The organism is Brevundimonas sp. (genome assembly GCF_036405315.1).
Classification (GTDB): domain Bacteria; phylum Pseudomonadota; class Alphaproteobacteria; order Caulobacterales; family Caulobacteraceae; genus Brevundimonas.
The window spans coordinates 1-23,142 of record NZ_DASWXW010000061.1; the positions used below are offsets into that span (position 1 = coordinate 1).

The following is a 23,142-nucleotide window of genomic DNA, read 5'->3' on the forward strand; positions in this document are numbered from 1 at the left end:
CCTGCAGACCGACCTTGTCGATCGGCCCCTTGGACAGGTCGAGGTGGGCCTGGACCCCGACGCCGTCCAGCGGGACGTTCGCCGCACGCAGGCGTCGGGCCAGGGCGACAAAGGCCTGGCGTCGCGCCTTGTCGACCGGATTACCGTATTCGAAACCGTAGTCGTTGACGACCAGGTGGGCATGGGGCGCGTGGGTCCGCGCCTCTTCCAGCGCGCGCTCGATATAGGTCGGGCCAAAGGCGCGGAAGAAGGTGTTGCGGCGCAAGGACCGGGCGCCCGCCTCGGTGTCGATGGGTTCGTTGATCACGTCCCATTCGTCGATGCGCGACGCATAGCGGCCCAGGACGCGCGAAAAATGCTCGGACATCAGCCGCCAGTCGCGATGCTCCAGCATTTCGTGCTTGGCCCAGTCGGGCGTGCTCTGATCCCACAGCAGGGTGTGCCCCCGCACGCGCAGGCCGTTCTCGTCGGAAAACGCCAGCAGGTCATCGACCGGGGCGAAGTTGAACTGACCCTTGCGCCACTCCAGCGAGTTCCACTTCAGATGGATCTCGGGCGTCAATACCTCGCAATCGCGCAGCACGGCGGCGCGCAGCGCCTTGTCGGCGCGCAGGTGGTCGGCGCGGGCGGCGGCGCCGTAATAACGTCCGCCGCTGCGGGCGGCGCGGGACAGGGACGTGGGCGTATTCGGTGCGGCGGGCGGGGCGGCGCCTTCTCCCTCGGGCACGGCCCAAGCGCCGTGAGGCGTGACGGCGAGCGCCGGCGCCAGCGCAAGGCCGGCCAATACGGACCGTCGTGACGGAAGCGTCAGCATACTACGCCTAACCTTCTCAAGTCGCGGAGAAGAGTAAGCGTGATCGTTAAGCCCCCCGGAGATAACGCCGGGTTAACGATTGGCGAGCGGTGGATTTAAGGCGAAAAAGCAGTCGCCTTTTGTCGAGCCTATATCAAGCTAAGCTTGAGCGAGCGGGGCGAGACCGGACCGTTCCGCAGGTTCGACCTCGCGAAAAGGCTCAGAAGCCGCGATAGAACCCGACGCGGACATAGCCGTCGGAACCACGGTCATCCCCGTCGCTGTATCCGGCCGAGAACTGGACTTCCGACCGGTCGTCGATCTTGAAGCCGATGATCGGGCCCACGTGATAGGCGCTGTAGTTGGAATCCCCGTCGGCGGCGACCTCCATCCCTACACGCACGCGCCCGGAGGCGCCCACAGCGTGCGTCAGGCTGACCAGGGCGTCGTAGTCGTCGAGGCGGAAACCGTAGGAGCCGTACCAGTCCGTCCGCCACGGGCCGGCGACATGGCCGCCGTCCAGGCTGACCATCATCTCGCCCTGTCCGCCGTCGCGGCGGTTGCCCGGATCGCCGGGGCTGAGGTCCGTATCGACATAGCGATAGCCCAGGCCGATGCTGCCCCAGGTCGGGCCAGACCCGAAGCGATAGATCACCTCGGCCTGACCGCCGGTGAAGTCGGCGTCGATCGTCGTCGGGCCGTTCAGGTATTCATAGCCGCCGGTATAGACTGCGCCGCGTACGGCCCAGCCCCTGTTGTCGACCGACCCCGGCAAGCCGATCGTGGCCCCGACATAGGCCGAATCCGCGACATCCAATTTGCCGCCGGCGAAAACCGTCACGTCGCTTTGCGCCGCGGCGGTTCCGGACCAGCCGATCGCGCCGAGGGCGACCAGGGCGGCGGCGATTGACGTCTTTGATGCGAGGCGACGGCGTTGGTCGGTCATGAACATTCCCTAACGAAAGCATCGAGCGCGTCGCCATGCCGGCGGCGCAGAGGAAAGGCGCTTCGGATACGCTGGATCATTTTGGTTAATACTTTCAGACGACCAATTTCCCCCGCGTCAGTTCAGCCAAGCTTTCGGCGCTGCGATCGATGGGCGGCTTGGCGCGCGACACCCAGGCGATCAACTCCTCCATGCCGGCGTCCATGTCGCGATCGGGCTTGAAGCCGTAGACACGTTCGATCCTGGAGATGTCTCCGAAGCAATGCCGGATGTCGCCGACCCGGTAGCGGTTGAGCACTTCCGGCGCGATGTTCTTGCCCAGCAGGCGAGCCAGAACGGCGGCGATTTCATTGACCGAGATCGGGACGCCGCTGCCGACGTTGAACACGTCCCAGGTCTCTTGCTGGCTGTCCAGGACGGTGGCGAAGGCGCGAGCCACATCCTGAACGTGGACGAAGTCGCGCATCTGGCGGCCGTCCTCGAACACCAGGGGCGGCTGATCGTTCAGAAGGCGCGAGATGAAGATGGCGGCGACCCCGGTGTAGGGGTTGCTCAACGCCTGACGCGATCCGTAGGCGTTGAACAGGCGCAGCGCGACCGTCGGGATCTGCAGCGCCCGTCCGACGGAGATGAACATTTCCTCGTGGTCGCGCTTGTTCACGGCGTAGATCGAGTTCGGCTGCAGCAGCTTGTCTTCCGTTGTCGGGACCGGCTCCAACTCCTCGCCGTCGATCATGACCTCCCACTGCCGCGCTTCCAGTTGGGCGTGGGGGCGGACGTCGGCCGTGACGCGGGTGTTGGTCGAGGGGCGGATGTAATCGCCCTCGCCATAGATCGACATGGACGAGGCCACGGCGATCCGTTCGACGGTGTGCGGCTTCTGCGACAGCACCTCCAGCATGATCGCGGCGGCCATGACGTTGTTGCGCGTGTAGTCGACGATGTTGGTCATGCTCTGGCCGACGCCGACCGAGGCCGCCAGGTGCGCCAGGTGGGTGACGCCCTCCAGCGCGGCCTCGAACACGCCTTCGTCCAGCAGGTCGCCCCTGATCCGGCGCGCGCGTCGGTCGAGGTAGGTCGGCCAGCCGTCGGCGTCCATCTCGCCGTCGGCGTGTACCTGGGGCGACAGGCTGTCGAGCACGCTCACGCGATAGCCGCGCGCCAGCATGGCGTCGACCAGATGCGAGCCGATGAAGCCGGCGCCGCCCGTGATCAGGATATGCTTGTCCATGAACGTCGCCCGCTCAATGGTGGTGAGGAAGGACGCCGTACTGGTCCAGCTTGGACCGCACGAGCGTGTTGTTGGCGTCGATCTTCTCGGTGCGCTGCCAGACCTGACCGCTGTCCTTCAGGTACATGACGAAGCCCAGGGTCAGCGGAATGATCCACATGCACCACCAGATCATCACGAACACCGGATTGACCATCAGCATGTAGCCGATGCGGTCGATCGTGCGCTCCAGCACCAGTCCGGTGCGCGTCCAGGTCCGCATGTAGAGGCCGACGATCAGGACCGTGAAGGCGATGATGTTGAAGATCGACAGGATCACCACCCACAGAGGCAGGAAGTCGTCGCCGTTGAAGAAGCGCCACGCCGCCCAGATCCCCAGGGGGATGCCCAGGGTGTTCACCCACAAGGACATGCACGGCAGGAAGTTGGTCCAGGCGCGGACGCGTTCGCCGAAGGTGAAGTCCATCTCCTTGAGGGGCCGGCCCAGGCTCTGGAAGAAGCCGGCGACCCAGCGTTTCCGCTGCGTGATGCCTTCGCCGAAGGTTTCGGGCACCTCTTCGATCAGCGAGTTGTCGATGATGCCCAGGGTCTTGCCGTTCTTCCAGAACCGCTCGCCGACCTCGGGGTCCTCGATGGTGATCCAGGGATGGAAGCCGCCCAGGGCGATCAGGTCGTCGACCTTGAAGAACAGGCCCTTGCCCAGGACCCAGAAGGGTTGCTTGGGGTCCGACAGGTGGCCGTACTTGGCGCCGTCCCACGTCATGTGGTCGAAGGCGTGGAAGGCGGCGGCCAGGCTGGCCGTCAGGTTGCCGGCGACGTTGCGGGCCTGAAGCACGTCATACTTCTGCAGGCCGATGGCGGCGGCCTTGAAGTGGTCGGCCGGCGGGCAGCTGTCGGCGTCGATGTAGTCGATGGTCAGATTGGTCTTGTCGCGGTGCGTCTCGGCGACCTGATACAGGGCGTAGATCAGCTGCCGGGTCTTCTTGGGCGGCAGGTCCTTGACCCCGGCGCGCTTGCCCTTGTGCCACCAATAGGCCTTGGGGTTGGCGTCCCAGGCGTTCCAGACCACGTCCCAACGCGGGTCGCTGGTCGGCGGGACCTCCAGGATCTCCACGAAGGGATAGGCCCGGGCCAGTCGTTTCAGGCTGGCGACGGTTTCAGCGTCGTTAGCGTTGGGGATGGCCACGACGCGATAGCGGTCGCGCGGGTAGTCGAGCTTGGCCAGGGAGGTGAAGGTCGTCTCCATGGTGCGCTCGAGCTCGCGCAGGACAGGATAGAGCAGGACGATGAAGGGCATGTCCGCCGCGGCGGGCAGTGGATCGTCCATGTCCACGCTCTGAACGCGCAGAGAGCGGAAATACATCTCCAGCAGGAAGCAGCCCAGGTAAAGCAGCTGGGATATGGCGAACAGCCATATGAGAAGCGTCGGAAGGTTGTTTTCGTAGATTTGCATCGAAAGGCCCGCCCAGAATTTTCGTGTTGGAGTGCTGTCTTTCCAGTCGTGTCGAGAGTGTCTCTTTGGGGCTGCGTCGTACTGATCTCAGGAGGCGAGCGCGCTTGTCGGGCTGCGGCCGCTGTTTCTCATCTCGTCCATGAAATAGGCGATGGTTCTGGAGAGCCCGTCATGCAGGGGCACCTGCGGGGACCAGTTCAGCCGCGCCAGGGCGCGTGAAATGTCGGGCTTGCGCCGCCGCGGGTCGTCCACCGGCAGGGGGTGATAGACGATCTTGGAGCTGGAGCCGGCCATGGCCAGAATCTGTTCCGCCAGTTGGTTGACGGTGGTCTCATTCGGGTTGCCGATGTTGATCGGGCCGTCGATGCCCGAATCCGCGTTCATCAGGCGCACGAACCCTTCGACCAGATCATCGACGAAGCAGAAGGAGCGGGTCTGCTCGCCGCTGCCGTAGATGGTGATGTCCTCACCCAGCAGGGCCTGAACGATGAAGTTCGAGACCACGCGCCCGTCGTCGGGGTGCATGCGGGGGCCGTATGTGTTGAAAATGCGCACGATCCGGGTCGTCAGGCCGTGCTGGGCGCCGAAATCCGTGACCAGGGTTTCGGCGAAACGCTTGCCCTCGTCATAACAGGAGCGAGGTCCGACTGTGTTGACGTTGCCCCTGTAGTTCTCGGTCTGTGGATGAACTTCGGGGTCGCCGTAGATCTCCGACGTTGAGGCCTGGAAGAAACGCGCTCTGTCGGCGGCGGCCTTGTTCAGAAGATTCAGCGTCCCCAGCGAGCATGTCAGCGCCGTTTTGACGCGATCATACTGATAGTGAACCGGAGATGCCGGGCAGGCGAGATTATATATCTGATCGACTTGCGGAAGATCGCTCGGAAGCGGGATGTTGATGTCGTGGTTGAGAAGGAAAAATCGTCCGGATGATTCCAGGTGAACAACATTCTGCGGTCTTCCTGTGTGGAAGTTGTCGATGCAGATGACGGAGTGTCCGTTTTCAATCAGTCGAGTGCATAGATGGGATCCAAGAAATCCCGCCCCTCCTGCAACAATGATTGTTACATCGGATGCATCGCCAAAGTTATTGTGGCGATTGTAGAAATGACGATTTTCAACCATCTCTTACGATCCTAAGTGATCATGTAGTTCTAGTCTGTTTGGTCCAAGGCGACGACTGCATTCATCCAGAGCGGGAATTTTGAAAAGCGTAAGCGGGGCGTTAAGAACCTGTTAACCAACGGTGCAGGTTTGGGTTCCGTTTACATTTCGACAGAAATGCGGCGGAGCTTCACCACGACAGTCGTCGGGACGAGCGCGCGCACATGGCCGCACCGTCCAGCCAAGGGCGGGACAGCGGGATGGTGAAGGCGAAGGGGAGGCGCGACGGCTAGGGTCGCCCCGCGTCAACGAGCGGGAGGCGACGCCGCCAGTAGAGCCAGCAAGGCGAAGCTGGCCAGCCAGTGCTCGCCCATATAGTCGCCGGTGACATGGGGCAGGGCGGCTTCGAGGTGAACCCTCGCCGCCTGTTCTCCGACCGTGCGGCGAGGGTCGTCAGCAGACAGGCCGACGATGATCTCACGCCAGCACCAGCCGCGGCTCAGGTTCAGGCCGTCCAGATGGGCGATCTTGCCGTCGGTGCGGTCGCTGACTCGGGCTGGGGCCAGCAGGGTCGCGGGCTGGCCATCGGAAAGGCGCGGCAGGAAGGCGTCGAACCAGGCGCGGAACTCTGTCTCGGGCAGGACGCGCCGCATCAGCACCGCCTCCATCAGGGCGGGCGACAAGAACTCGTCCTGCGACGGCTCCCAGGCCTGACAGTCGCGGTCCCCGGCGTGCCAGCGGATTGCGGCGTCGCGACAGGCGGCGGCCAGGTCGGCGTCATGGGCCTCGGCGTAGTCCAGCGTCAGCCGCAGGGCGAAAGCGGTGTTGTAGTGGGTGCCGACTCGCACCGGATAATCGGCCAGCGACAGGAAGGCCTTGAACCGATCGGCGAAGACCAGGGCCAGCGGGCGCAGGGTCGCGGCCCAGCGCCGGCCCTCGGCGGTGTCGTGGCGTTCCAGTTCGGCGGCCAGCATCAGCAGCCAGGCCCAGCCGTAGGGGCGTTCGAACCCGCGGCTTTCGGGGCGGGCCAGATAGGCTGCCTCGCCTGCGACGTTATCTGGCGTGAACAGGTCGTCGGCCAGGGCGCGTATGTGGGGCGCCTCGGCCATGTCGGGATGCAGGCGATAGAGGGTGAACAGGGTCCACCAGCCGTGGACGCAGGAATGCCAGTCGAAGCTGCCGAAGAAGATCGGGTGCATGTCACGCGGGGTGCGGGCGTCCTGCGGCCCCGTCAGCACGTGCATGATGTGGTTGGGGTATTCCCGCGTCACATGGCCCAGGGCCGTGGCGGCGAAGCGCGAGGCCAGGACAGCATTGGGGGCGGCGTCGATCTGGGTCATGTCAGAACCGGAAGGCGAGGAAATACATCAGCAGCATATTGGCCAGGAGCATGATGGCCGCCGTGGGGATCTGGGCGCGGATGACCCCGTTCAAAGGCGCGTTGCGGTCGGGCAGTTCCAGCAGGTTGGCCGGCACGACATTGAAGTTGGCGGCCATGGGCGTCATCAGCGTCCCGCAGAAACCGGCCAGCATGCCGATGGCGCAGACGATGGCCGGATCGCCGCCGAACTGATGCACCACGATGGGCAGGCCGATGGCGGCGGTCATGACGGGGAAGGCGGCGAAGGCGTTGCCCATGATGATGGTGAACAGGGCCATGCCCGCGCAGTAGGCGAAGACGGCCAGGAAGGCCGAAGTCATGGGGATGACCCGCGCGATCAGATCGCCCACCACCTGACCCACGTCTGCGGCCAGGAAGACCGCGCCCAGCGAGGCCAGCATCTGCGGCAACAGGGCGGCCCAGCCGATGGAGTCCATCAGGCGGCGCCCCTCCTGGACCGGGGCCATGACCGGCGGGCGGAACCAGATCATGGCCGCGACCAGGGCGACGACGCAGCCCAAGCCTAGCGAGATCAGCGTGGTCTGCACCGGCGAGATCAGCCAGGCTCCGGCGGGCGTATGCTTGGCCAGCAGGGTGCCGCTGACGGCGACCAGAGGCACCATCAGGGCGGGCACGAACAGGGCGTTCTTCCAGCGGGCGGCGCTGGCCTGACGCTGCTCGGGCGAGGTGGTGGCGGGCTTGCCGACGCCCAGCTTGCCGGTCGCGCCGATGACGACCAGGGCGATGACCAGCAGGCCGTTGCCGAACCCGCCCAGCCAACTGCCGAACAGCAGAGAGACAGCGATCAGGCCCCAGAACAGGGCGCTGCGGAACCGTGTCGGATTCAGCGGATCACGCAGGCTGAGAATGGAGAAGGCCGCGAACATCAACCCCGTCGCGATATAGGCGTGCTCCAGAGTGATCATCGGCCGCCCTCCGAGTCTTCGGCGACATCCGGCGCGGCCATGTCCTTCTTCACCTGACGGTCGAACATCAGCAGCCGCGCGCCGTGGACCAGGAAGGCGACGACGGCGGTGGGGATGGCCCACAGCGACACGTGCAGGGCCTCGACGCGGATGCCCGCCTGTTCCAGGAAGCCGACGATCAGGACGATCGAGCCGATGGCGATGAAGATGTCCTCGCCGAAGAACAGCCCGATGTTGTCGGTGCCCGCCGCCATGCCGCGAATTCGGAAACGGGCCTTGTCGGTCAGGGGGCCGTGCTGGATCTCGGCCGCCCCCTCGGCCATGGGGGCGATCAGGGGGCGCACCATCTGCGGATGACCGCCCAGCGAGGTCAGGCCCAGCGCCGAGGTCGCCTGACGCACCAGTAGATAGATCAGCATCAGCCGCCCCGCCGTCGCCGCCTTGACCTTGGTCACGAGATCGCGCGCGCGTTCCTGCAGACCCGCCCGCTCCAGCAGGCCGATGACCGGCAGGACCAGCCAGGTGATGTGGAAGTAGCGGTTGTCGTTAAAGGCCTGACCAAAGCGTGCGATCGTGTCGATCCCGGCGGTCAGCAGGCCTTGCGCGTCGACGCCCGGTCCCACCGCCGCCAGCACCCCGGTGGCGATGGCCGCGACCAGAATGACGACCAGCGGATTGATCCGGGCGACAAAGCCCGCGACCACGATCAATATCCCAAAAAGCACCAGCATGGTTCGTCCTCCCCGACGAAGGGTTGCGCGGTTCGGTCGGCTCAGGAAGCGTCTTTCGCGCCGAAGCCGCCGCCGCCGGGCGTCTCGATGACGAAGACGTCGCCGGGCGACATGGCGACCTCGGCGGTGGCCCCTAGAGCCTCGACGCTTCCGTCCGTCCGCTCGACTCGGTTGGCCCCGACCGCGCCCGGCTCGCCGCCAGCGACGCCGAACGGCGGCACGCGGCGGTGGTTGGACAGGATGGCGGCGGTCATGGGCTCGAGGAAGCGCACGCGCCGCACGGCCCCGTCGCCGCCGCGCCAGCGTCCCGCACCGCCCGAGCCGCGCCGGATGGAGAATTCCTCCAGCAGGACGGGGAAGCGGGTTTCCAACACCTCAGGGTCAGTCAGGCGGCTGTTGGTCATATGGGTCTGGACCGCGCTGGTCCCGTCGAAACCCCGACCTTGTGAGTCAAGCCCGGCGCCTGAACCGCCGGCTATGGTCTCGTAATACTGCCGCGTCGCGTCGCCGAAGGTGAAGTTGTTCATCGTCCCCTGGCTGGAGGCCAGGATGCCCAGCGCGCCATACAGCGCATCGACCACGGCCTGACTGGTCTCGACATTGCCCGCCACGACCGCCGCCGGATAGCGCGGGTTTAGCATCGAGCCTTCCGGCACGATCAGCTCGATGGGCTTCAGGCAGCCTTCGTTCAGGGGAATGGCGTCGTCCACCAGGGTGCGGAAGACATAGAGAGTCGCGGCCCGCGCGATGGACAGGGGGGCGTTGAAATTGGTCGGCAGCTGGTCGCTGGTCCCGGTGAAGTCCACGACCGCGCTGCGATTGGCGACATCCACGTCGATGCGGACGCGGATGACGGCGCCGTCGTCCATTTCATAGGCGAAGGCGCCGGGTTTCAGGGCGGCGATGGCGCGACGGACGGCCTCTTCGGCGTTGTCCTGGACGTGGCCCATGTAGGCGGCCACCACCTCGCGCCCGAACTCCCCAGTCATGCGCAGAAGTTCATCGGCGCCGCGGGTGCAGGCGGCGACCTGCGCCTTCAGGTCGGCCAGGTTCTGGTCGACGTTGCGCGACGGCCAGGGGCCGGAGGCGAACAGGGCGCGGGTCTCGGCCTCGCGGAGCGTCCCGGCGTCCACCAGCAGGAAGTCGTCGATCAGCACGCCTTCGTCGTCCACGCTGCGCGAGTTCGCGGGCATGGAGCCGGGCGTGATCCCGCCCACGTCGGCATGATGTCCGCGCGCCGCGATGAAGAAGGCGGGGGCGTCATCGCTGTCCAGAAACACCGGCATGATGACGGTGATGTCGGGCAGGTGGGTGCCGCCGTTGTATGGCGCGTTCAGCATATAGACGTCGCCCGGCCTCATGCCGCGATCTTGGCCGCGCCCGCCAGGTCCGCCGCCGCGCGAGGCGATGACGGTGCGGATGCTCTCGCCCATCGAACCCAGGTGGACCGGAATGTGCGGGGCGTTGGCGATCAGGGCGCCGTCCGCGTCGAAGACGGCGCAGGAGAAGTCCAGCCGCTCCTTGATGTTCACCGAATAGGCGGTGGCGCGCAGGGCCTCGCCCATCTGCTCGGCGCAGGCCATGAAGCGGCTGTTGAACACCTCCAGCATGATCGGATCGACATCGGTGCCGATGGCCGTGCGGGCGGGCAGGGGCACCACCCGTTGCAGCAGCAGGTCGGCCGTCGCATCGACCGAGGCGCGCCAACCCGGCTCGACCACGGTGGTGCCGGTGTCTTCCAGCAGGATGGCCGGGCCGTCCACGGCGACGCCGGGCGTCAGGGCGTCGCGGCGATAGACGGGCGCAGCGCGATCCTCGCCGGCCATGCGGACGGTCAGTTGCGCGACGGCGGTCAGTTCGGCGGCGCCGGCCGCGAGCGGGGCGGCGGGGGACTGATCCGAACGTCCGACGGCCTCGACCTCCAGCGTCTCGACGACCAGGGCCTTGCCCTCGGCGAAGAAGCCGAAGCGACGGCGGTGCAGGGCTTCGAACGCTTGGGCCATGGCGGCTGCGGGACCGAAGGGCACGGTCAGAGGCGTGTCCGATCCGGCGAACTTGATCTCGGCGCGGGCAAGGGTCGAGACGGCCTCGGCGGCGAAGCCCTGCGCCTCCAGATCGGCGCGGGCTGTCTGCGCCAGTTCGGCGATACGCTCGGCCAGTCCGGCGTCCTGACCGGCGTCCAGCGGGGCGGCGACCGTCGTCTGGCGGATGGCGCGCACCTCGGCCAGCCCCATGCCATAGGCCGACAGCACGCCGGCAAAGGGATGCAGCAGCACCTGGGTCATGCCCAGGGCGTCGGCCACCAGACAGGCATGCTGCCCGCCCGCGCCGCCGAAGCAGTTGAGCACATAGCGCGTCACGTCATAGCCGCGCTGGATCGAGATGGAGCGGATCGCCTCGGCCATGTTCTGCACGGCGATGGTGACGAAGCCCTCGGCCAGTTCGCCGGGCGTCGTGGCCCGGCCTGTGGCGGCGGCGACCTCGGTCGCCATGGCTTCGAACTTGGCCCGCACGGCCCCGGCGTCCAGCGGCTGATCGGCGTGGGGGCCGAAGACGGCGGGGAAGAAGTCTGGGCTCAGCTTGCCCAGCATGACGTTGCAGTCCGTCACCGTCAGCGGCCCGCCGCGCCGATAGGCGGCCGGTCCCGGCACGGCCCCGGCGGACTCCGGCCCGACCCGCAGCCGCCCGCCGTCGAAGCGGCAGATGGAGCCGCCGCCCGCCGCGACGGTGTGGATGCTCAGCATGGGCGCACGCAGCCTCACGCCCGCGACCACGGCGTCGGAGGTCCGCTCATAGTCCCCGGCGAAGTGGGACACGTCGGTCGAGGTGCCGCCCATGTCGAAGCCGATGACGCGGTCGAAGCCGGCGGCCCTGGCCGTCTCGGCCATGGCGACCACGCCGCCCGCCGGTCCCGACAGGATGGCGTCCTTGCCCCGGAAGGCGTCGGCCGCCGTCAGACCGCCGGACGACTGCATGAACCGCAGCGGCGACTCGGCGCCCAGATCGGCCCCGACCTGATCGACGTAGGCGCGCAGGATGGGCGACAGATAGGCGTCGGCCACGGTGGTGTCGCCGCGCCCGATCAGCTTGATCAGGGCGCCGACCTCATGACTGACCGAAACCTGTTCGAAGCCGACCTCGTGGGCGATCTGGGCCAGCCGCGTCTCATGGGCGGTGAAGCGCCAGCCGTGGACCAGGACGATGGCGACGGCGCGCAGTCCGGCGGCATAGGCTGCGGCGAAGTCGGCCCGCGCTCTGGCCTCGTCCAGCGGGCGATCCAGCGCGCCGTCGGCGGTCACGCGCTCGTCGATCTCGACCACGCGATCATAGAGCTGATCGTTCAGCACGATGTGGCGCACGAACAGTTCGGGCCGGGCCTGCCAGCCGATCCTCAGCGCGTCGCCGAAGCCCGCCGTGACGGCCAGCAGGGTCGGCTCGCCCTTGCGTTCCAGCAGGGCGTTGGTCGCCACCGTGGTGCCCATGCGGACTTCGTCCACCAGACCCGCCGCCAGTGGTCCGGGTTCGGCCTTCAGGATGCGGCGGATGCCCTCGACGGCGGCGTCGGCGTATTGCTCGGGATTGACCGACAGCAGCTTGCCGGTCTGTAGAGCGCCGTCCGGGGCGCGGGCGACGATGTCGGTGAAGGTGCCGCCGCGATCGATCCAGAAACGCCACGCCGTCATGCTCGTCCGTCCTGTCGATTGAGGGCTGCGGTTCAGGCAGCCTGAACGTCGTCGAGGGCGGCGGCCGCGCCGAGAGCGAGCGGCTCGAACACATGTTCCGCCAGATGCCGGACGACCGGCGCCGCGACTCCGTCGCCGGTCAGGTGATAGGCGTCGCTGTATTGCCGGGGCAGGATATAGCTGTCCTTCAACCCCATCAGCCGCGCCGTCTCGCGGGCCGAGATCAGGCGCGAACGAATGCGACGGCCCTCGACCACCAGAATGACCTGACGGCTGGAGCCGCCCGCCGGGGTGCGCAGACAGCCCGCCACGTCGTCAAAGCGGACCTCGGCGCGCTGGACCTTGGCGCCGGTCTCATCGACGCGGGTGCGGCGATAGACGCCGCCGACCATGCGACGGCCCGCGCGCTTGGCGGCGGCGACCTTGGCCAGATGGACCGGCGACATCATGTCGAGCAGCTTCTTCGTCTCTTGCTGGGTATGCCAGGCGACGCTGGTCGGGCGGTCCTCGATGATGTCGGCGAAGACAGCGATGCGCCGCTCGGGCGTCGGCACGTTCCACCACAGCAGGCTGTCGCGCACATCCTCGGGCAGGGCGCCGACCGCGCGGCGCAGGGCGCGGGTGTGGAAGGGCTCGATCGGTTCGGGCGACAGCAGTTCGGGCGCGACATCCACGTCGGCGCGTACACCGATGACGAACAGGCGCGGGCGCGACTGGGGCACGAACAGGTCGGCGTTGATGACCAGGGCGCCATAGCGATAGCCGGCCTCGGCGAAGGTCCGGCAGATGGCCTCGAAATCCTTGCCGCCGTGCGAGGTCAGGGCACCGCAGACGTTCTCGACCGCCACCATGCGCGGCGCGCGGCCATCCTTGATCAGGCCGGTGATCAGATCCCAGAAGGCGTAGAAGGTGCCGGACCGCTCGCCCTTCAGCCCCGCGCCAGCGCCTGCCAACGACAGGTCCTGACAGGGGAAGGAGCCCCACATCATGTCGGCGGTCCCCGGCAGTTGCGCCGCCTCCAGCGCGCGAATGTCGCCCACCGTCAGTTCGCCGCCGGTGCCCCAGTTGGCCTGATAGGAGAAGCCCTTCTTGGCGTCGAAATCATTGGCGAACAGGCAGGTCCAGTCAGCGCCCAGACCGGCGCGAACCATGCCGCCGCCTGCGAAGAACTCATAGAAGCTGGGGGCCGGGGGGGACGAATCGCGCATCCCGGCACTGTGACCCAGGCGGGCCTTCATTTCCACGCTTGCCCTTGACGCGCGCGGGCAGGGGTCTAGGAACCCCGGCCCCTCTCCCCGCAGGTTCTCCCCATGACGTCCGCGACGCCCGCCACCATCGGCATCGACTTCGGCACGACCAATACGGTGGTGTCGCTGACCCACGGCGACGGCTCGGCGACCCTGGTGCGGTTCCAGGTGGAGGAGAAGGACCTGTTCGCCTTCCGCTCGGCGCTGAGCTTCCAGTTGCACGAGGCGCGCGACGGCGGCTCGCCCGAGCGCGTCATCGAGGCCGGCCCCTGGGCCATCGACGCCTATGTCGAGGACCCGCTGGACACCCGCTTCATCCAGTCGTTCAAGACCTTCGCCGCCAGCGCCGCCTTCACCGAGACGCGGATCGACAACCGGCGCTATCGCTTCGAGGACCTTTTGTCGGCCTTCCTGCTGCGGCTGAAGCACCACGCGGACGGAGCGATGGACGATCTGCCGCCGCGCATCATCGTCGGGCGGCCCGTGACCTTCGCCGGGGGCAATCCCGACGAGGCCCTGGCGCTGGAGCGGTATGAGGCGGCGTTTGCGCGCCTCGGCTTCACCGATATCCGCTACGCCTACGAACCCGTCGGCGCGGCCTTCTTCTTTGCGCGCGAGTTGAAGCAGGACGCCAATGTCCTGGTCGCCGACTTCGGCGGCGGCACCAGCGACTTCTCCATCGTGCGGTTCGAGCGGGCCGACGGCGCGCTGAAGTCCACGCCGCTGGCGCGCTCCGGCGTGGGCGTGGCGGGCGACGCCTTCGACTACCGGATCATCGACCAGTTGGTCTCGCCGGAACTGGGCAAGGGCAGCCTGTACCGGGCCTTCGACAACCGTCTGCCGATTCCCCAGCGTTACTACAGCGCCTTCGCCCGCTGGGACCAACTGGCCCTGCTGCGGGCGTCCAAGGACATGCGCGACATTCGCGGCCTGGCCTCGACGGCGCTGGAGCCCGAGAAGATCGAGCGCCTGATCGAGGTGCTGGACGACAACCACGGCTACGCCCTCTATCGCGCCGTGTCCGGCCTGAAAGAGGCCCTGTCGCGGGACGAGGAGGCGGTCTTCTCCTTCCTCGCCGGATCGGTGCGGATCGAAAAGCCGGTCAAGCGCACGGACTTCGAGGGCTGGATCGCGCCTGAGCTGCAGGCGATGGAGGCGGCGGTCGACGAGGCCATGGCTCAGTCGGGTCTGGACGGGACCCAGATCGACCGCGTCTTCCTGACCGGCGGCACCTCCTTCGTGCCGGCGGTGCGCGACATCTTCATCCGCCGCTTCGGTGCCGAGCGCATCGAGACCGGCGGCGAGTTCGAATCCATCGCCTCGGGTCTGGCCCTAATCGGGCGCGAGGCCGATCAGGACCTGTGGAGCCAGAAGGCCGCTTAATCCCGGTCCGGTGCACCGAGCGGGAAGTAGGCGCGATAGGGCCGGGCCTCGTCCACCGCCCGCGCCATTGACGGCCGGGCTAGCAGCCGGGCGCGATAGGATTTCAGCGTCGCGAACCGATCGTCGATCGGGTGCGACCAGTCGGCGTAAAACAGCGCGGGCGCGGCGGCGCAGTCGGCCAGGCTGAAGCCGTGATCCGTGGCCCATTCCCGCTCCGCCAGCCGCTCGTCCAGCCAGGCGTAGGACGTGTCCAGCATCCGCTTCGCCTCGGCCACGCCGTAGGGATCACGGTCGCCCTCAGGCCGCAGGGCGTCGGCCACCAGCTTCTGTTGCGGGCTCGAGACATAGTGGTCGAACACCCGGTCCATCATCCGCACCTCGACGGCGGCGGCCGGATCGGCGGGGATCAACTGCACCGGGCCGGGATGATGCACGGCCAGATGCTCGATAATGGCCGAGGCCTCGACGACCGTGCGGTCGCCGTCCTGCAAGACCGGGAACTTTCGCACCGGCCACAGCGCCGCCAGCTCGGCGAAGGCGGCTTCGCCCTCCAGCAACCGGAACTCGAACGGCGTGTCGTTCTCATACAGCGCGATCAGCGCCTTCTGACAGTAGGACGAGAAGGGGTGGGCGTAGAGCTTCATGGGCGTGTCCTTCGGAGCCTTGCTGGATGGCTGAAGATATTCCATGCGTCAGCTAAGGGTGATTAGGAGACGTTACTGCGCTAGGGTGACTTAATCTCTGATCGGGCATCAGCACCATGCGCAAGAGAGACGTCGCGATATCGGCCATAGCTTTAGCGGCCCTGGTTTGCGGGGGCATGATGTTAACGGACACGGGCATACTGATCGCGGAGCGTTGGAGGGAGCCGAGCAGCCCCCGGATTACTGCTCTCCTCGGGGGCGGTGACGATGGCGTTGATTACCGCCAGCTTCGCCTTCAATGCACCTACTTCACAGGCGGCTCCGTTAAGCGGGAGATCCGTGACTATGATGTCGACCGCCAAGTCGGCGTCACACGCTGTCCGTTCCTAAAGTCGCTAGGTGGCTAACTGGCGCGAAAAGGTCCGCAACGGGTCGGAAGCCGATATTCGCTTCAAGCCAGACAGCGGAATTTGACCCCTCCGCCTCGCGATGCCAGATCGCGGCCCTCAGCAAAGCGAGGGAGCGCCTCATGACCATCACCCTGTACGGCATCAAGGCCTGCGACACGATGAAGAAGGCGCGTGTCTGGCTGGATGAGAAGGGCGTCGACTACGCCTTTCATGACTACAAGGTCGCGGGGGCGAATAAGGCGGATCTGGAACGCTGGGTGGCCGAGCATGGTTGGGAGACGGTGCTGAACCGCGCCGGGACCACCTTCCGCAAGCTGCCGGACGCGGACAAGGCCGACCTGAACGCCGACAAGGCCATCGCCCTGATGCTGGCCCAGCCGTCGATGATCAAGCGGCCGGTGCTGGACCTGGGCGACGGGCGGACCCTGGTCGGCTTCAAGCCCGAACGCTACGCCGAGGCGTTCGCTTAAGTTCCGGGCGCCGCCTAATCCTCGACCTCGGTTTCCGGGCGGTCGTGGCCGTCCGCGCGCTCGGTGATCCACTGGCCCGAGGCGTCCTCGAACTCGATCCACGAGGTGCGGTCCGGCACCTGCTGTTCGCGCGAAACGGCGACGGCGGCGGCGCGCGCGGCGGCGTGGGTGGCGAAGGTCTCGGAGAAGCTGTCGCCCAGCTTGTAGGCCCAGCCGCCGTCGTGGGGGACGATGCGATAGATGATGCGGGTCACGCGGTTTCCTTCAGGCAAGAGCCGTCGACGACAGGCGGCGACGGCGGGATAGAAGCTGCAGGGTCACGCCGAGAATCAGCAGCACCAGCAGGGTCAGCTGGAAACCGACCACCAGCGGGTCCTCGACGCCCGCGGCGACCGGATCGCCCGGCGGCAGCCGGGTCAGGGTCTCGGTGACGCTGGGCAGCAGCAGGGTGAAATAGGAGACGCTGAGCGCGATGGTCTCGATCGACCATCGATAGCGCGCCAGAGGCTTGATGAAGCCGACCGTGGCCCCGACCGTCAGCGAGATCAGGCTGAGCGCCGCCACCGCGGCCCCCGGCGGGGTTTTGATGACGAAGACGGCCGAGACGGCGCCGATGAACATGAAGACCAGATAGGCCTTGCCCAGCCGCGTCGCCGGATCAATCCGTCCGTGCATGAGCAGCAGGATCAGGCCGATGGGCACGGCGGGCAGGCTGCCGAGCGTATGGAACCAGCCCAGCGCAGACAGTTGGGGCAGCATGGCGACACCTCAGGGTCAGGAGGAAGGATCAAGGCCACTGCACGCGCGAACAACGCCGCGCCTTCACCGTTCAACGAGCACGGGCCGGTGTCGAGTCACGCTGTGGTGACGACCGCCGCCGCCTTACAAAGAGTTCATGCAACGGCCTGCATCTGATCGGCGCGATCAACGCCTCTTGTTATCAGAAGGCCGCAGCGTCACGCTCGGCTCCACTATTCAAGAAGGGGCGAAACCCATGGCGGAAGAATTCATTCCCATCGCGTTTTTCATCATGATCGGTGCGATCGTGCTCGTGCCGGCCTGGCTGAAGAGCAAGGGACGCAAGGATATGCAGGCGACCCTGCGCTCGGCCATCGAGAGGGGCCAGCCGCTGCCGCCGGAAGTCATCGACTCGCTGAGCAAGGACAACATCAAGCCGCCGGCGACGGCCGCTCGCGACCTGCGCGTCGGCGTCATCCTGCTGGCGGTCAGCCTGGGCGTCGCTCTCTTCGGCTATATGGTCAGCTTCGCCGAGATGGACGCCTTCTATCCCATCGCCGGCAGCGCCGCGGTTCCGGGCATGATCGGTCTGGCCTTCATCATCCTGAGCATCTTCAACAAGAACAAGGGCTGAGGGGCGACGGGGAGGGGAAACCGTCATGGCCAAGCCTTTACGCGATCTGCACGACGTCGAGCTCGCCGCCCTGTCGGCGGCGGGCGGGCGGCGCGAGTTCGGGGAGCTGGTGCGTCGCCACAGTCCGGCGGTGCGGGGCCTGCTGCGTCGGATGGGGGCGCAGCCCGCCCTGGCCGACGACGTGGCCCAGGACGCCTTTCTGCTGGCGTTCGAGAAATGCGCCGAGTTCCGGGGCGAGGGGACCTTCGGCGCCTGGATCAAGCGCATTGCGGCGCGCCTGTATCTGAAGCGGCGGTCCAGGGACGCCCGCTACGTCGCGGAGCTGGAATCCGATGAGGTCGCGCCCCACGTGGACAGCGTCGGCCGCATGGATCTGGATGAGGCGTTGAAGGGGCTGACGGAAGCGGAGCGGCTGTGCGTGTCCCTGTGTCATGGGGCGGGCCTGTCGCATCCGGAAATCGCGACCGCCATTAATTTGCCGCTTGGAACGGTGAAATCTCATGTCAAGCGTGGTCTGGATAAACTTCGGGCCCGGCTCGAGCCGGGGCCGGCTGCTCACGGGAGCGCGTCCCATGTCGGTTGATGAATTCGATCCTGCCATCGAGCGCCTGTTCGCGCGCGCTCCGGCCTTCGCCGATTCGGCCCTGTTCGAGGCTGATCTGGCGGCCAAGCTGAACAAGTCGTCGCGGTTCAGGACCGCGGCCCTGTCGATCGCAGGACTGGTCGGCGGCGTCATCGCCGTGCGCGAGGTCCTGAGCGTCGATTTCAACTTCGCCTCGTCGTCGCTGTCCGCATCCGCAGGGTCCGAGCCTGTGGCGCGGGGACTGACGATGGCGGGCCTGGATGGCGGCATGGCCATGCAGTCGCTGATGGATCGAGTCGGCCTGACCGGGCTGGATCTGGGCTCGATGGGCGGATTGCAGCTGTTCTGGGCTACGGCCGGGGTGCTGGTCGCCTTGCTGGCGGCGGGCGTGGTGAAACTGTCCCAGCAGATCTGAGCGCCGTTTTCCTGCCGAAGTCGCGACCTAGTGCTGTAATTTCCGGTCGCGGCGTAAACGCCTGCGTTGCGGGCGCGACGACGACCCTCTAGGGTCGCGCCGGTTTAGCGACCAGTCTTGGCAGCGGTTTTTGGGGCGACGTTTCGTGGTTGATGTCTTCGAACAGGTCGAGGAGGAGCTTCGCTCCGATCGATACAAGCGCATGGCTCGCACCTGGCTGCCGATCGGCGCGGGTCTTCTGGCCGTCGCCCTGGTCGCCGCCCTGGGTTGGTGGGGCTGGCAGAGCTATGTGACGAACCAGGCCGACAAGGCCTCGGTCGCCTATGATCGCGGCATGGAGGCCCTGCAGGCCAACAACCCGTCCGGCGCTGACGCCGCCTTCGCCGAAGCCGCCAAGTCGGGCAACGGCGCCTACAAGGCGCTGGCCCTGATGCAGCAGGCCGGAATCGCCGTGTCGGCGAACAAGACCCAGGACGCGGTCAAGCTGTTCGACGACGCGGCCAAGGCCGCCGGCGATCCGATCATCGCCGACGCCGCCGCCATCAAGGCCGCCTTCCTGCTGATGGACACGGCCTCGCTGGACGACATTCAGAAGCGTCTGGAGCCGCTGGCGGACGACAAGCGCCCGCTGCACTCCTTTGCTCAGGAAGCCTTGGCCATGGCCCAGCTTCAGCACGGCAAGACCGCTGAGGCCCGTCAGGCCTTCGTGCAACTGCAACTGGGTCAGGATGTGCCGGACGATATTCGCCAACGCGCCCAGGCGGGCGTGCAGGCGATTGATTCGGGCACGGCCGCCGGTCTGGCCGCCATCGTTCGCGCCGCTATCGCCCTGCCGTCGCCGGCTGCGGCGCCTGCCGTCGTCGCTCCGGCCGAAACGCCGGCCCCCGCCCAAGCCGAGGCGGCCCCCGCCGCGGCTCGCCCGTAATCGACGCTTTCAGGACGCCCTCCATGAATCGAACGCTGAAAGTCGCCCTGTTGTGCGGTCTGGCCATGACTGTCGCGTCCTGCGGCACGGTCCGAAACGCCTTGCCCTTCGGCCTGGGCGGACAAAAGGAAGACGTCGCCAAGGCGACCGAAGGCCAACGCATTTCGATCCTGGAGTTTGAACAGCAGCTGGCGCCGTCCGCCGCCCTGTCGGGCCGTGACTTCTTCCTGCCGGGCCCCCAGGCGGCGACGGCCTGGACCCAGCCCGGCGGCAACGCCGAAAACTCCGTCGAGCACGTGATCGCCGCCCAGGACTTCTCCATCGCCTGGAAGCGCGACATTGGCGTCGGTTCCAGCCGCACGCGTCAGGTCATGGCGCCGGTGGTTGCGGATGACGGCAAGATCTTCGTCCTGGACGGCGAAGCCGGCGTGACGGCGGTGGACGCCGGCACGGGCGCTGTCCTGTGGAAGGCCAGCGTCAAGGTCGACGAGCGCGACCGCGGCAGCCGGATCCTGGGCATCGGCATCGGCGGCGGTTCGACTGGTGGCGGCTTCGGCGGCGGCGTGGCCGTCAGCGGCGGCAAGGTCTTCGTGTCCTCGGGCTATCGCAGCGTCACGGCGTTTGACGCGGCCACTGGCGCCCAGGTCTGGCGCTCCAGCGTCGAAGTGCCGATCCACGGCGCGCCGACGGTCGCCGGCCAACGCGTCTTCGTTATCGACGTCGACAACCAACTGGTGGCCTTCAACGTCAACAACGGCCAGCAGGACTGGTCCTATCGCGGCATCTCCGAGCCGGCTCGCATCATGCGCGCTTCCAGCCCGGCGGTCAGCGGTGATACGGTCCTTGCGCCCTTCTCCTCGGGCGAACTGGTGGCGCTGCGGGCCTCGAACGGCCAGCCGGTGTGGCAACAGGTCCTGTCGCGCACCAGCCGCACCAGCGCCCTGTCCGAGATCCGCGACATCGCCGGACGCCCCGTCGTCAGCCGCGGCTTCGTCTACGCCATCAGCCAGTCCGGCGTCCTGGAGGCGATGGATATCCGCTCGGGCCAGCCGAAGTGGTCGCTGCCTGTCGCCGGCGTCAACGCGCCCCTGCCGGTGGGCGACGTGGTCTATGTGGTGTCCAAGTCGGGCGAACTGACCGTGGTCAACCGGGACAGCGGCCAAGTCTACTGGACCCGCGACCTGAACGAAGGCCGCGTCCGCAGGGAAGGCGGAATCCTGGGCTTCGGCCGCAAGACGGTTCGTCCCGTCTGGTCGGGTCCGATCCTGGCCTCCAACCGCCTGGTGCTGGTGAACTCGGACGGCGAGGTCGTGGCCTTTGATCCGAAAACCGGCCAGCAGCAATCCAGCCTGAAGCTGGGCGCGGCGGCCTATATCGCCCCCGCCGCCTACAACGGCGCCCTCTATGTCCTCACCGACAAGGGCCAACTGGTCAGCATCCGCTGATCTTTTTCCTGAATTTGAGTTAGAAAGCCGACATGGCTCTAAAAGTCGCCATCGTCGGCCGGCCCAACGTGGGCAAGTCGACACTGTTCAACCGACTCGTCGGCAAGCGTTTGGCGCTGGTCGATGATCGCCCGGGCGTGACCCGCGACCGTCGCTATGCCGACGGTAATATCGGCGACATGGACCTGACGCTGATCGACACGGCCGGCTACGAGGACGTCACCGACGAAAGCCTGGAAGCGCGTATGCGCGAACAGACCGAGGCCGCCATCGAGGACGCCGAAGTGGTCATGTTCATGATGGACGCCCGCGAGGGCGTGACGTCGCTGGACCGCATCTTCGCCGACCGTCTGCGCAAGGTGCACAAGCCGATCATCCTGCTGGCCAACAAGTCGGAAAGCCGCGAAAGCGGCGGCGGCGTCGGCGAGGCTCACGCCTTGGGCTTCGGCGAGCCGGTCGCCATTTCGGCCGAGCACGGCGAAGGCATGGCCGACCTGTATCAGGCCCTGCTGGCCGCTTCCGCCGACATCTTCATCGAAGAGATCGACGAGCCCGACAAGCCGATCCGCATCGCCATCATCGGCCGCCCCAACGCGGGCAAGTCGACCCTGATCAACCGGATGCTGGGCGAAGACCGCTTGCTGACCGGACCCGAGGCCGGCATCACCCGCGACTCCATCTCGGTCGACTGGGAATACGAAGGCCGGGCGATCCGCTTCGTCGACACCGCCGGGATGCGCCGCAAGGCTCGCGTCCAGGAGAAGCTGGAAAAGCTGTCGGTCGCCGACACCATCCGCGCCATCACCTTCGCCGAGGTGGTCGTGCTGGTGATGGACAAGGACGACGCCTTCGACACCCAGGACCTCCAACTGGCCGACCTGGTCGAGCGTGAAGGCCGCGCCCTGGTCTATGTCGCCTCCAAGTGGGACCTGGAAGAAGAACCCCAGTCCAAGATGGCCGAGCTGAAACGCCTGGCCGAGGACAAGCTGCCGCAGTTGAAGGGCTCGCCCTTCGTCGCCCTGTCGTCGCACAGCGGACGCGGCGTCGAGCGGCTGATGCCGGCCATCATCAAGGCCTATGAAACCTGGTCGGTGAAGGTCAAGACCAAGGACCTGAACACCTGGCTGTCCATGGCCACCCAGAGGCACCCGCCGCCCGCCGTCGACGGCAAGCGCGTGAAGCCGAAGTACATGGCCCAGACCAAGGCCCGTCCGCCGACCTTCGTGCTGATGGCCAGCCGCGCCTCGGACATGCCCGAGCACTACAAACGCTATCTGGTGAACAGCCTGCGCGAGAGCTTCGACCTGCCCGGCACGCCGATCCGCCTGACGGTCAAGTCCGGCTCGGCCAACCCCTATGCCGAGGGCGGCGCCAAGTCCGGTCCCGAACGCTACAAGGGCACGGCCAAGACCGCGCCGCGCAAGGTGCTGAAGGCCGAGAAGGCCGCCGAGGCCCTGTCGAACCTGCCCGGCAAGGCGCTGGAGCAGAAGAAGTCGGGCATCAAGCCCAAGGTGAAGGCCCTGGGCGGGCTCAAGGCCGGCGCCAGCAAGAAGGCCGGACAGAGCGTGGCGGTGCAGAAGGGCGCGCGCGGCGGCGCCCGTCAGGTCTCGCGCTCGGGCCGCATCCGCACGGGCCAGAAGCACGCGCCGAAGAAGTAGGGGGCTGGAAACAGCAGCCTGAAAAGGTCGAGGGGCGGGCGGTCGGCGACGACGGCTCGCCCTTCTTCTTGACCGGGGTCTTTTCGGCAACCTTCAGGCTCCATCGGGCGTCCAAGCCTGCGGATGGAGCGTGTCATGAGCCTGCGAAAACCCAACGATTACACCACGCTGGATCAAGCCGATCTGGTGCGTCTGGCCCAGGCCGGCGACGGTCGCGCCGGCGCTCCCGGCGGTCGCCGCCGCCCGGACGCACACGATCCTCATCGACAAGATGAAGTTCGGCCCGGCATCGACGGGCGTGCGCGTCGGCGACACCGCGGCCTGGGTCGATCGCGACCTTTTCCG

The 23,142-nt window shown here is 67.0% G+C and carries 21 protein-coding genes; 8 read left to right on the forward strand and 13 right to left on the reverse strand.

The window, feature by feature from the left end; all coding sequences use genetic code 11:
- The 10 genes from VGE49_RS04180 to VGE49_RS04225 all read right to left on the reverse strand — a co-directional run.
- Positions 1–814 (reverse strand): endo-1,4-beta-xylanase (locus VGE49_RS04180; protein ID WP_331033322.1); only part of this gene is annotated, 814 nt, incomplete at its 3' end.
- 199 nt (positions 815–1,013) lie between these two features.
- Positions 1,014–1,739 (reverse strand): cellulose biosynthesis protein BcsS, encoded by a 726-nt coding sequence (gene bcsS, locus VGE49_RS04185; RefSeq protein ID WP_331033323.1) that lies wholly within the window; start codon positions 1,737–1,739, stop codon positions 1,014–1,016.
- A 94-nt stretch (positions 1,740–1,833) separates the two neighbouring features.
- Positions 1,834–2,970 carry an NAD-dependent epimerase/dehydratase family protein gene (locus VGE49_RS04190; protein ID WP_331033324.1) on the reverse strand — a complete coding sequence of 379 codons (1,137 nt, stop codon included), beginning with the start codon at positions 2,968–2,970 and terminating at the stop codon, positions 1,834–1,836.
- A gap of 13 nt (positions 2,971–2,983) precedes the next feature.
- Positions 2,984–4,423 carry a glycosyltransferase family 2 protein gene (locus tag VGE49_RS04195; protein ID WP_331033325.1) on the reverse strand — a complete coding sequence of 480 codons (1,440 nt, stop codon included), beginning with the start codon at positions 4,421–4,423 and terminating at the stop codon, positions 2,984–2,986.
- Positions 4,424–4,510: 87 nt separating this feature from the next.
- Positions 4,511–5,545, reverse strand: a complete 1,035-nt coding sequence (locus tag VGE49_RS04200; RefSeq protein WP_331033326.1) for a UDP-glucuronic acid decarboxylase family protein — start codon at positions 5,543–5,545, stop codon at positions 4,511–4,513.
- A gap of 284 nt (positions 5,546–5,829) precedes the next feature.
- The gene (locus VGE49_RS04205; RefSeq protein ID WP_331033327.1) at positions 5,830–6,864 is read right to left on the reverse strand and encodes a DUF2891 domain-containing protein; all 1,035 of its coding nucleotides are present in this window, start codon (positions 6,862–6,864) and stop codon (positions 5,830–5,832) included.
- Position 6,865: 1 nt separating this feature from the next.
- On the reverse strand, positions 6,866–7,831 hold the full coding sequence (locus tag VGE49_RS04210; protein WP_331033328.1) for a DUF979 domain-containing protein: 966 nt from the start codon (positions 7,829–7,831) through the stop codon (positions 6,866–6,868).
- Positions 7,828–8,562 carry a DUF969 domain-containing protein gene (locus VGE49_RS04215; protein WP_331033329.1) on the reverse strand — a complete coding sequence of 245 codons (735 nt, stop codon included), beginning with the start codon at positions 8,560–8,562 and terminating at the stop codon, positions 7,828–7,830. The genes VGE49_RS04210 and VGE49_RS04215 overlap by 4 nt, the downstream gene beginning before the upstream one ends.
- A gap of 41 nt (positions 8,563–8,603) precedes the next feature.
- Complete coding sequence (locus VGE49_RS04220) at positions 8,604–12,245, reverse strand: hydantoinase B/oxoprolinase family protein (RefSeq protein WP_331033330.1); 3,642 nt, start codon at positions 12,243–12,245, stop codon at positions 8,604–8,606.
- Between the two features lie 32 nt (positions 12,246–12,277).
- Positions 12,278–13,453 (reverse strand): DNA cytosine methyltransferase, encoded by a 1,176-nt coding sequence (locus VGE49_RS04225; RefSeq protein ID WP_331033331.1) that lies wholly within the window; start codon positions 13,451–13,453, stop codon positions 12,278–12,280.
- A 102-nt stretch (positions 13,454–13,555) separates the two neighbouring features.
- Between VGE49_RS04225 and VGE49_RS04230 the strand changes: the two genes are divergently transcribed.
- On the forward strand, positions 13,556–14,875 hold the full coding sequence (locus VGE49_RS04230) for an Hsp70 family protein (RefSeq protein ID WP_331033332.1): 1,320 nt from the start codon (positions 13,556–13,558) through the stop codon (positions 14,873–14,875).
- On the opposite strand, the gene VGE49_RS04235 is transcribed toward VGE49_RS04230, so the two are convergent.
- A complete protein-coding gene (locus VGE49_RS04235; RefSeq protein WP_331033333.1) occupies positions 14,872–15,519 on the reverse strand; it encodes a glutathione S-transferase family protein in 648 nt (215 codons plus the stop codon). The genes VGE49_RS04230 and VGE49_RS04235 overlap by 4 nt on opposite strands.
- A gap of 529 nt (positions 15,520–16,048) precedes the next feature.
- Here VGE49_RS04235 and VGE49_RS04240 point away from each other — a divergent pair.
- The gene (locus VGE49_RS04240; protein WP_331033334.1) at positions 16,049–16,399 is read left to right on the forward strand and encodes an ArsC family reductase; all 351 of its coding nucleotides are present in this window, start codon (positions 16,049–16,051) and stop codon (positions 16,397–16,399) included.
- 14 nt (positions 16,400–16,413) lie between these two features.
- On the opposite strand, the gene VGE49_RS04245 is transcribed toward VGE49_RS04240, so the two are convergent.
- Together VGE49_RS04245 and VGE49_RS04250 are read right to left on the reverse strand one after the other, a co-directional pair.
- Positions 16,414–16,653 (reverse strand): DUF2188 domain-containing protein, encoded by a 240-nt coding sequence (locus VGE49_RS04245; protein ID WP_331033335.1) that lies wholly within the window; start codon positions 16,651–16,653, stop codon positions 16,414–16,416.
- Positions 16,654–16,663: 10 nt separating this feature from the next.
- Positions 16,664–17,158: a hypothetical protein gene (locus VGE49_RS04250; RefSeq protein ID WP_331033336.1), complete on the reverse strand. Its 495-nt coding sequence runs from the start codon at positions 17,156–17,158 to the stop codon at positions 16,664–16,666.
- A gap of 136 nt (positions 17,159–17,294) precedes the next feature.
- Here VGE49_RS04250 and VGE49_RS04255 point away from each other — a divergent pair, with 136 nt between their 5' ends.
- The 6 genes from VGE49_RS04255 to der all read left to right on the forward strand — a co-directional run bounded on the left by VGE49_RS04255 (position 17,295) and on the right by der (position 22,797).
- Positions 17,295–17,771 carry a DUF6249 domain-containing protein gene (locus tag VGE49_RS04255; protein WP_331033337.1) on the forward strand — a complete coding sequence of 159 codons (477 nt, stop codon included), beginning with the start codon at positions 17,295–17,297 and terminating at the stop codon, positions 17,769–17,771.
- 25 nt (positions 17,772–17,796) lie between these two features.
- Positions 17,797–18,354, forward strand: coding sequence for an RNA polymerase sigma factor (locus tag VGE49_RS04260; protein ID WP_331033338.1), 558 nt, complete (start codon positions 17,797–17,799; stop codon positions 18,352–18,354).
- On the forward strand, positions 18,344–18,769 hold the full coding sequence (locus tag VGE49_RS04265; protein ID WP_331033339.1) for a hypothetical protein: 426 nt from the start codon (positions 18,344–18,346) through the stop codon (positions 18,767–18,769). The genes VGE49_RS04260 and VGE49_RS04265 overlap by 11 nt, the downstream gene beginning before the upstream one ends.
- Positions 18,770–18,971: 202 nt before the next feature.
- Positions 18,972–19,694: a tetratricopeptide repeat protein gene (locus VGE49_RS04270; RefSeq protein WP_331033340.1), complete on the forward strand. Its 723-nt coding sequence runs from the start codon at positions 18,972–18,974 to the stop codon at positions 19,692–19,694.
- Positions 19,695–19,717: 23 nt separating this feature from the next.
- Positions 19,718–21,139, forward strand: coding sequence for a PQQ-binding-like beta-propeller repeat protein (locus VGE49_RS04275; protein ID WP_331033341.1), 1,422 nt, complete (start codon positions 19,718–19,720; stop codon positions 21,137–21,139).
- Positions 21,140–21,171: 32 nt separating this feature from the next.
- Positions 21,172–22,797 carry a ribosome biogenesis GTPase Der gene (der, locus tag VGE49_RS04280; RefSeq protein ID WP_331033342.1) on the forward strand — a complete coding sequence of 542 codons (1,626 nt, stop codon included), beginning with the start codon at positions 21,172–21,174 and terminating at the stop codon, positions 22,795–22,797.
- Positions 22,798–23,142 lie beyond the last annotated feature (345 nt).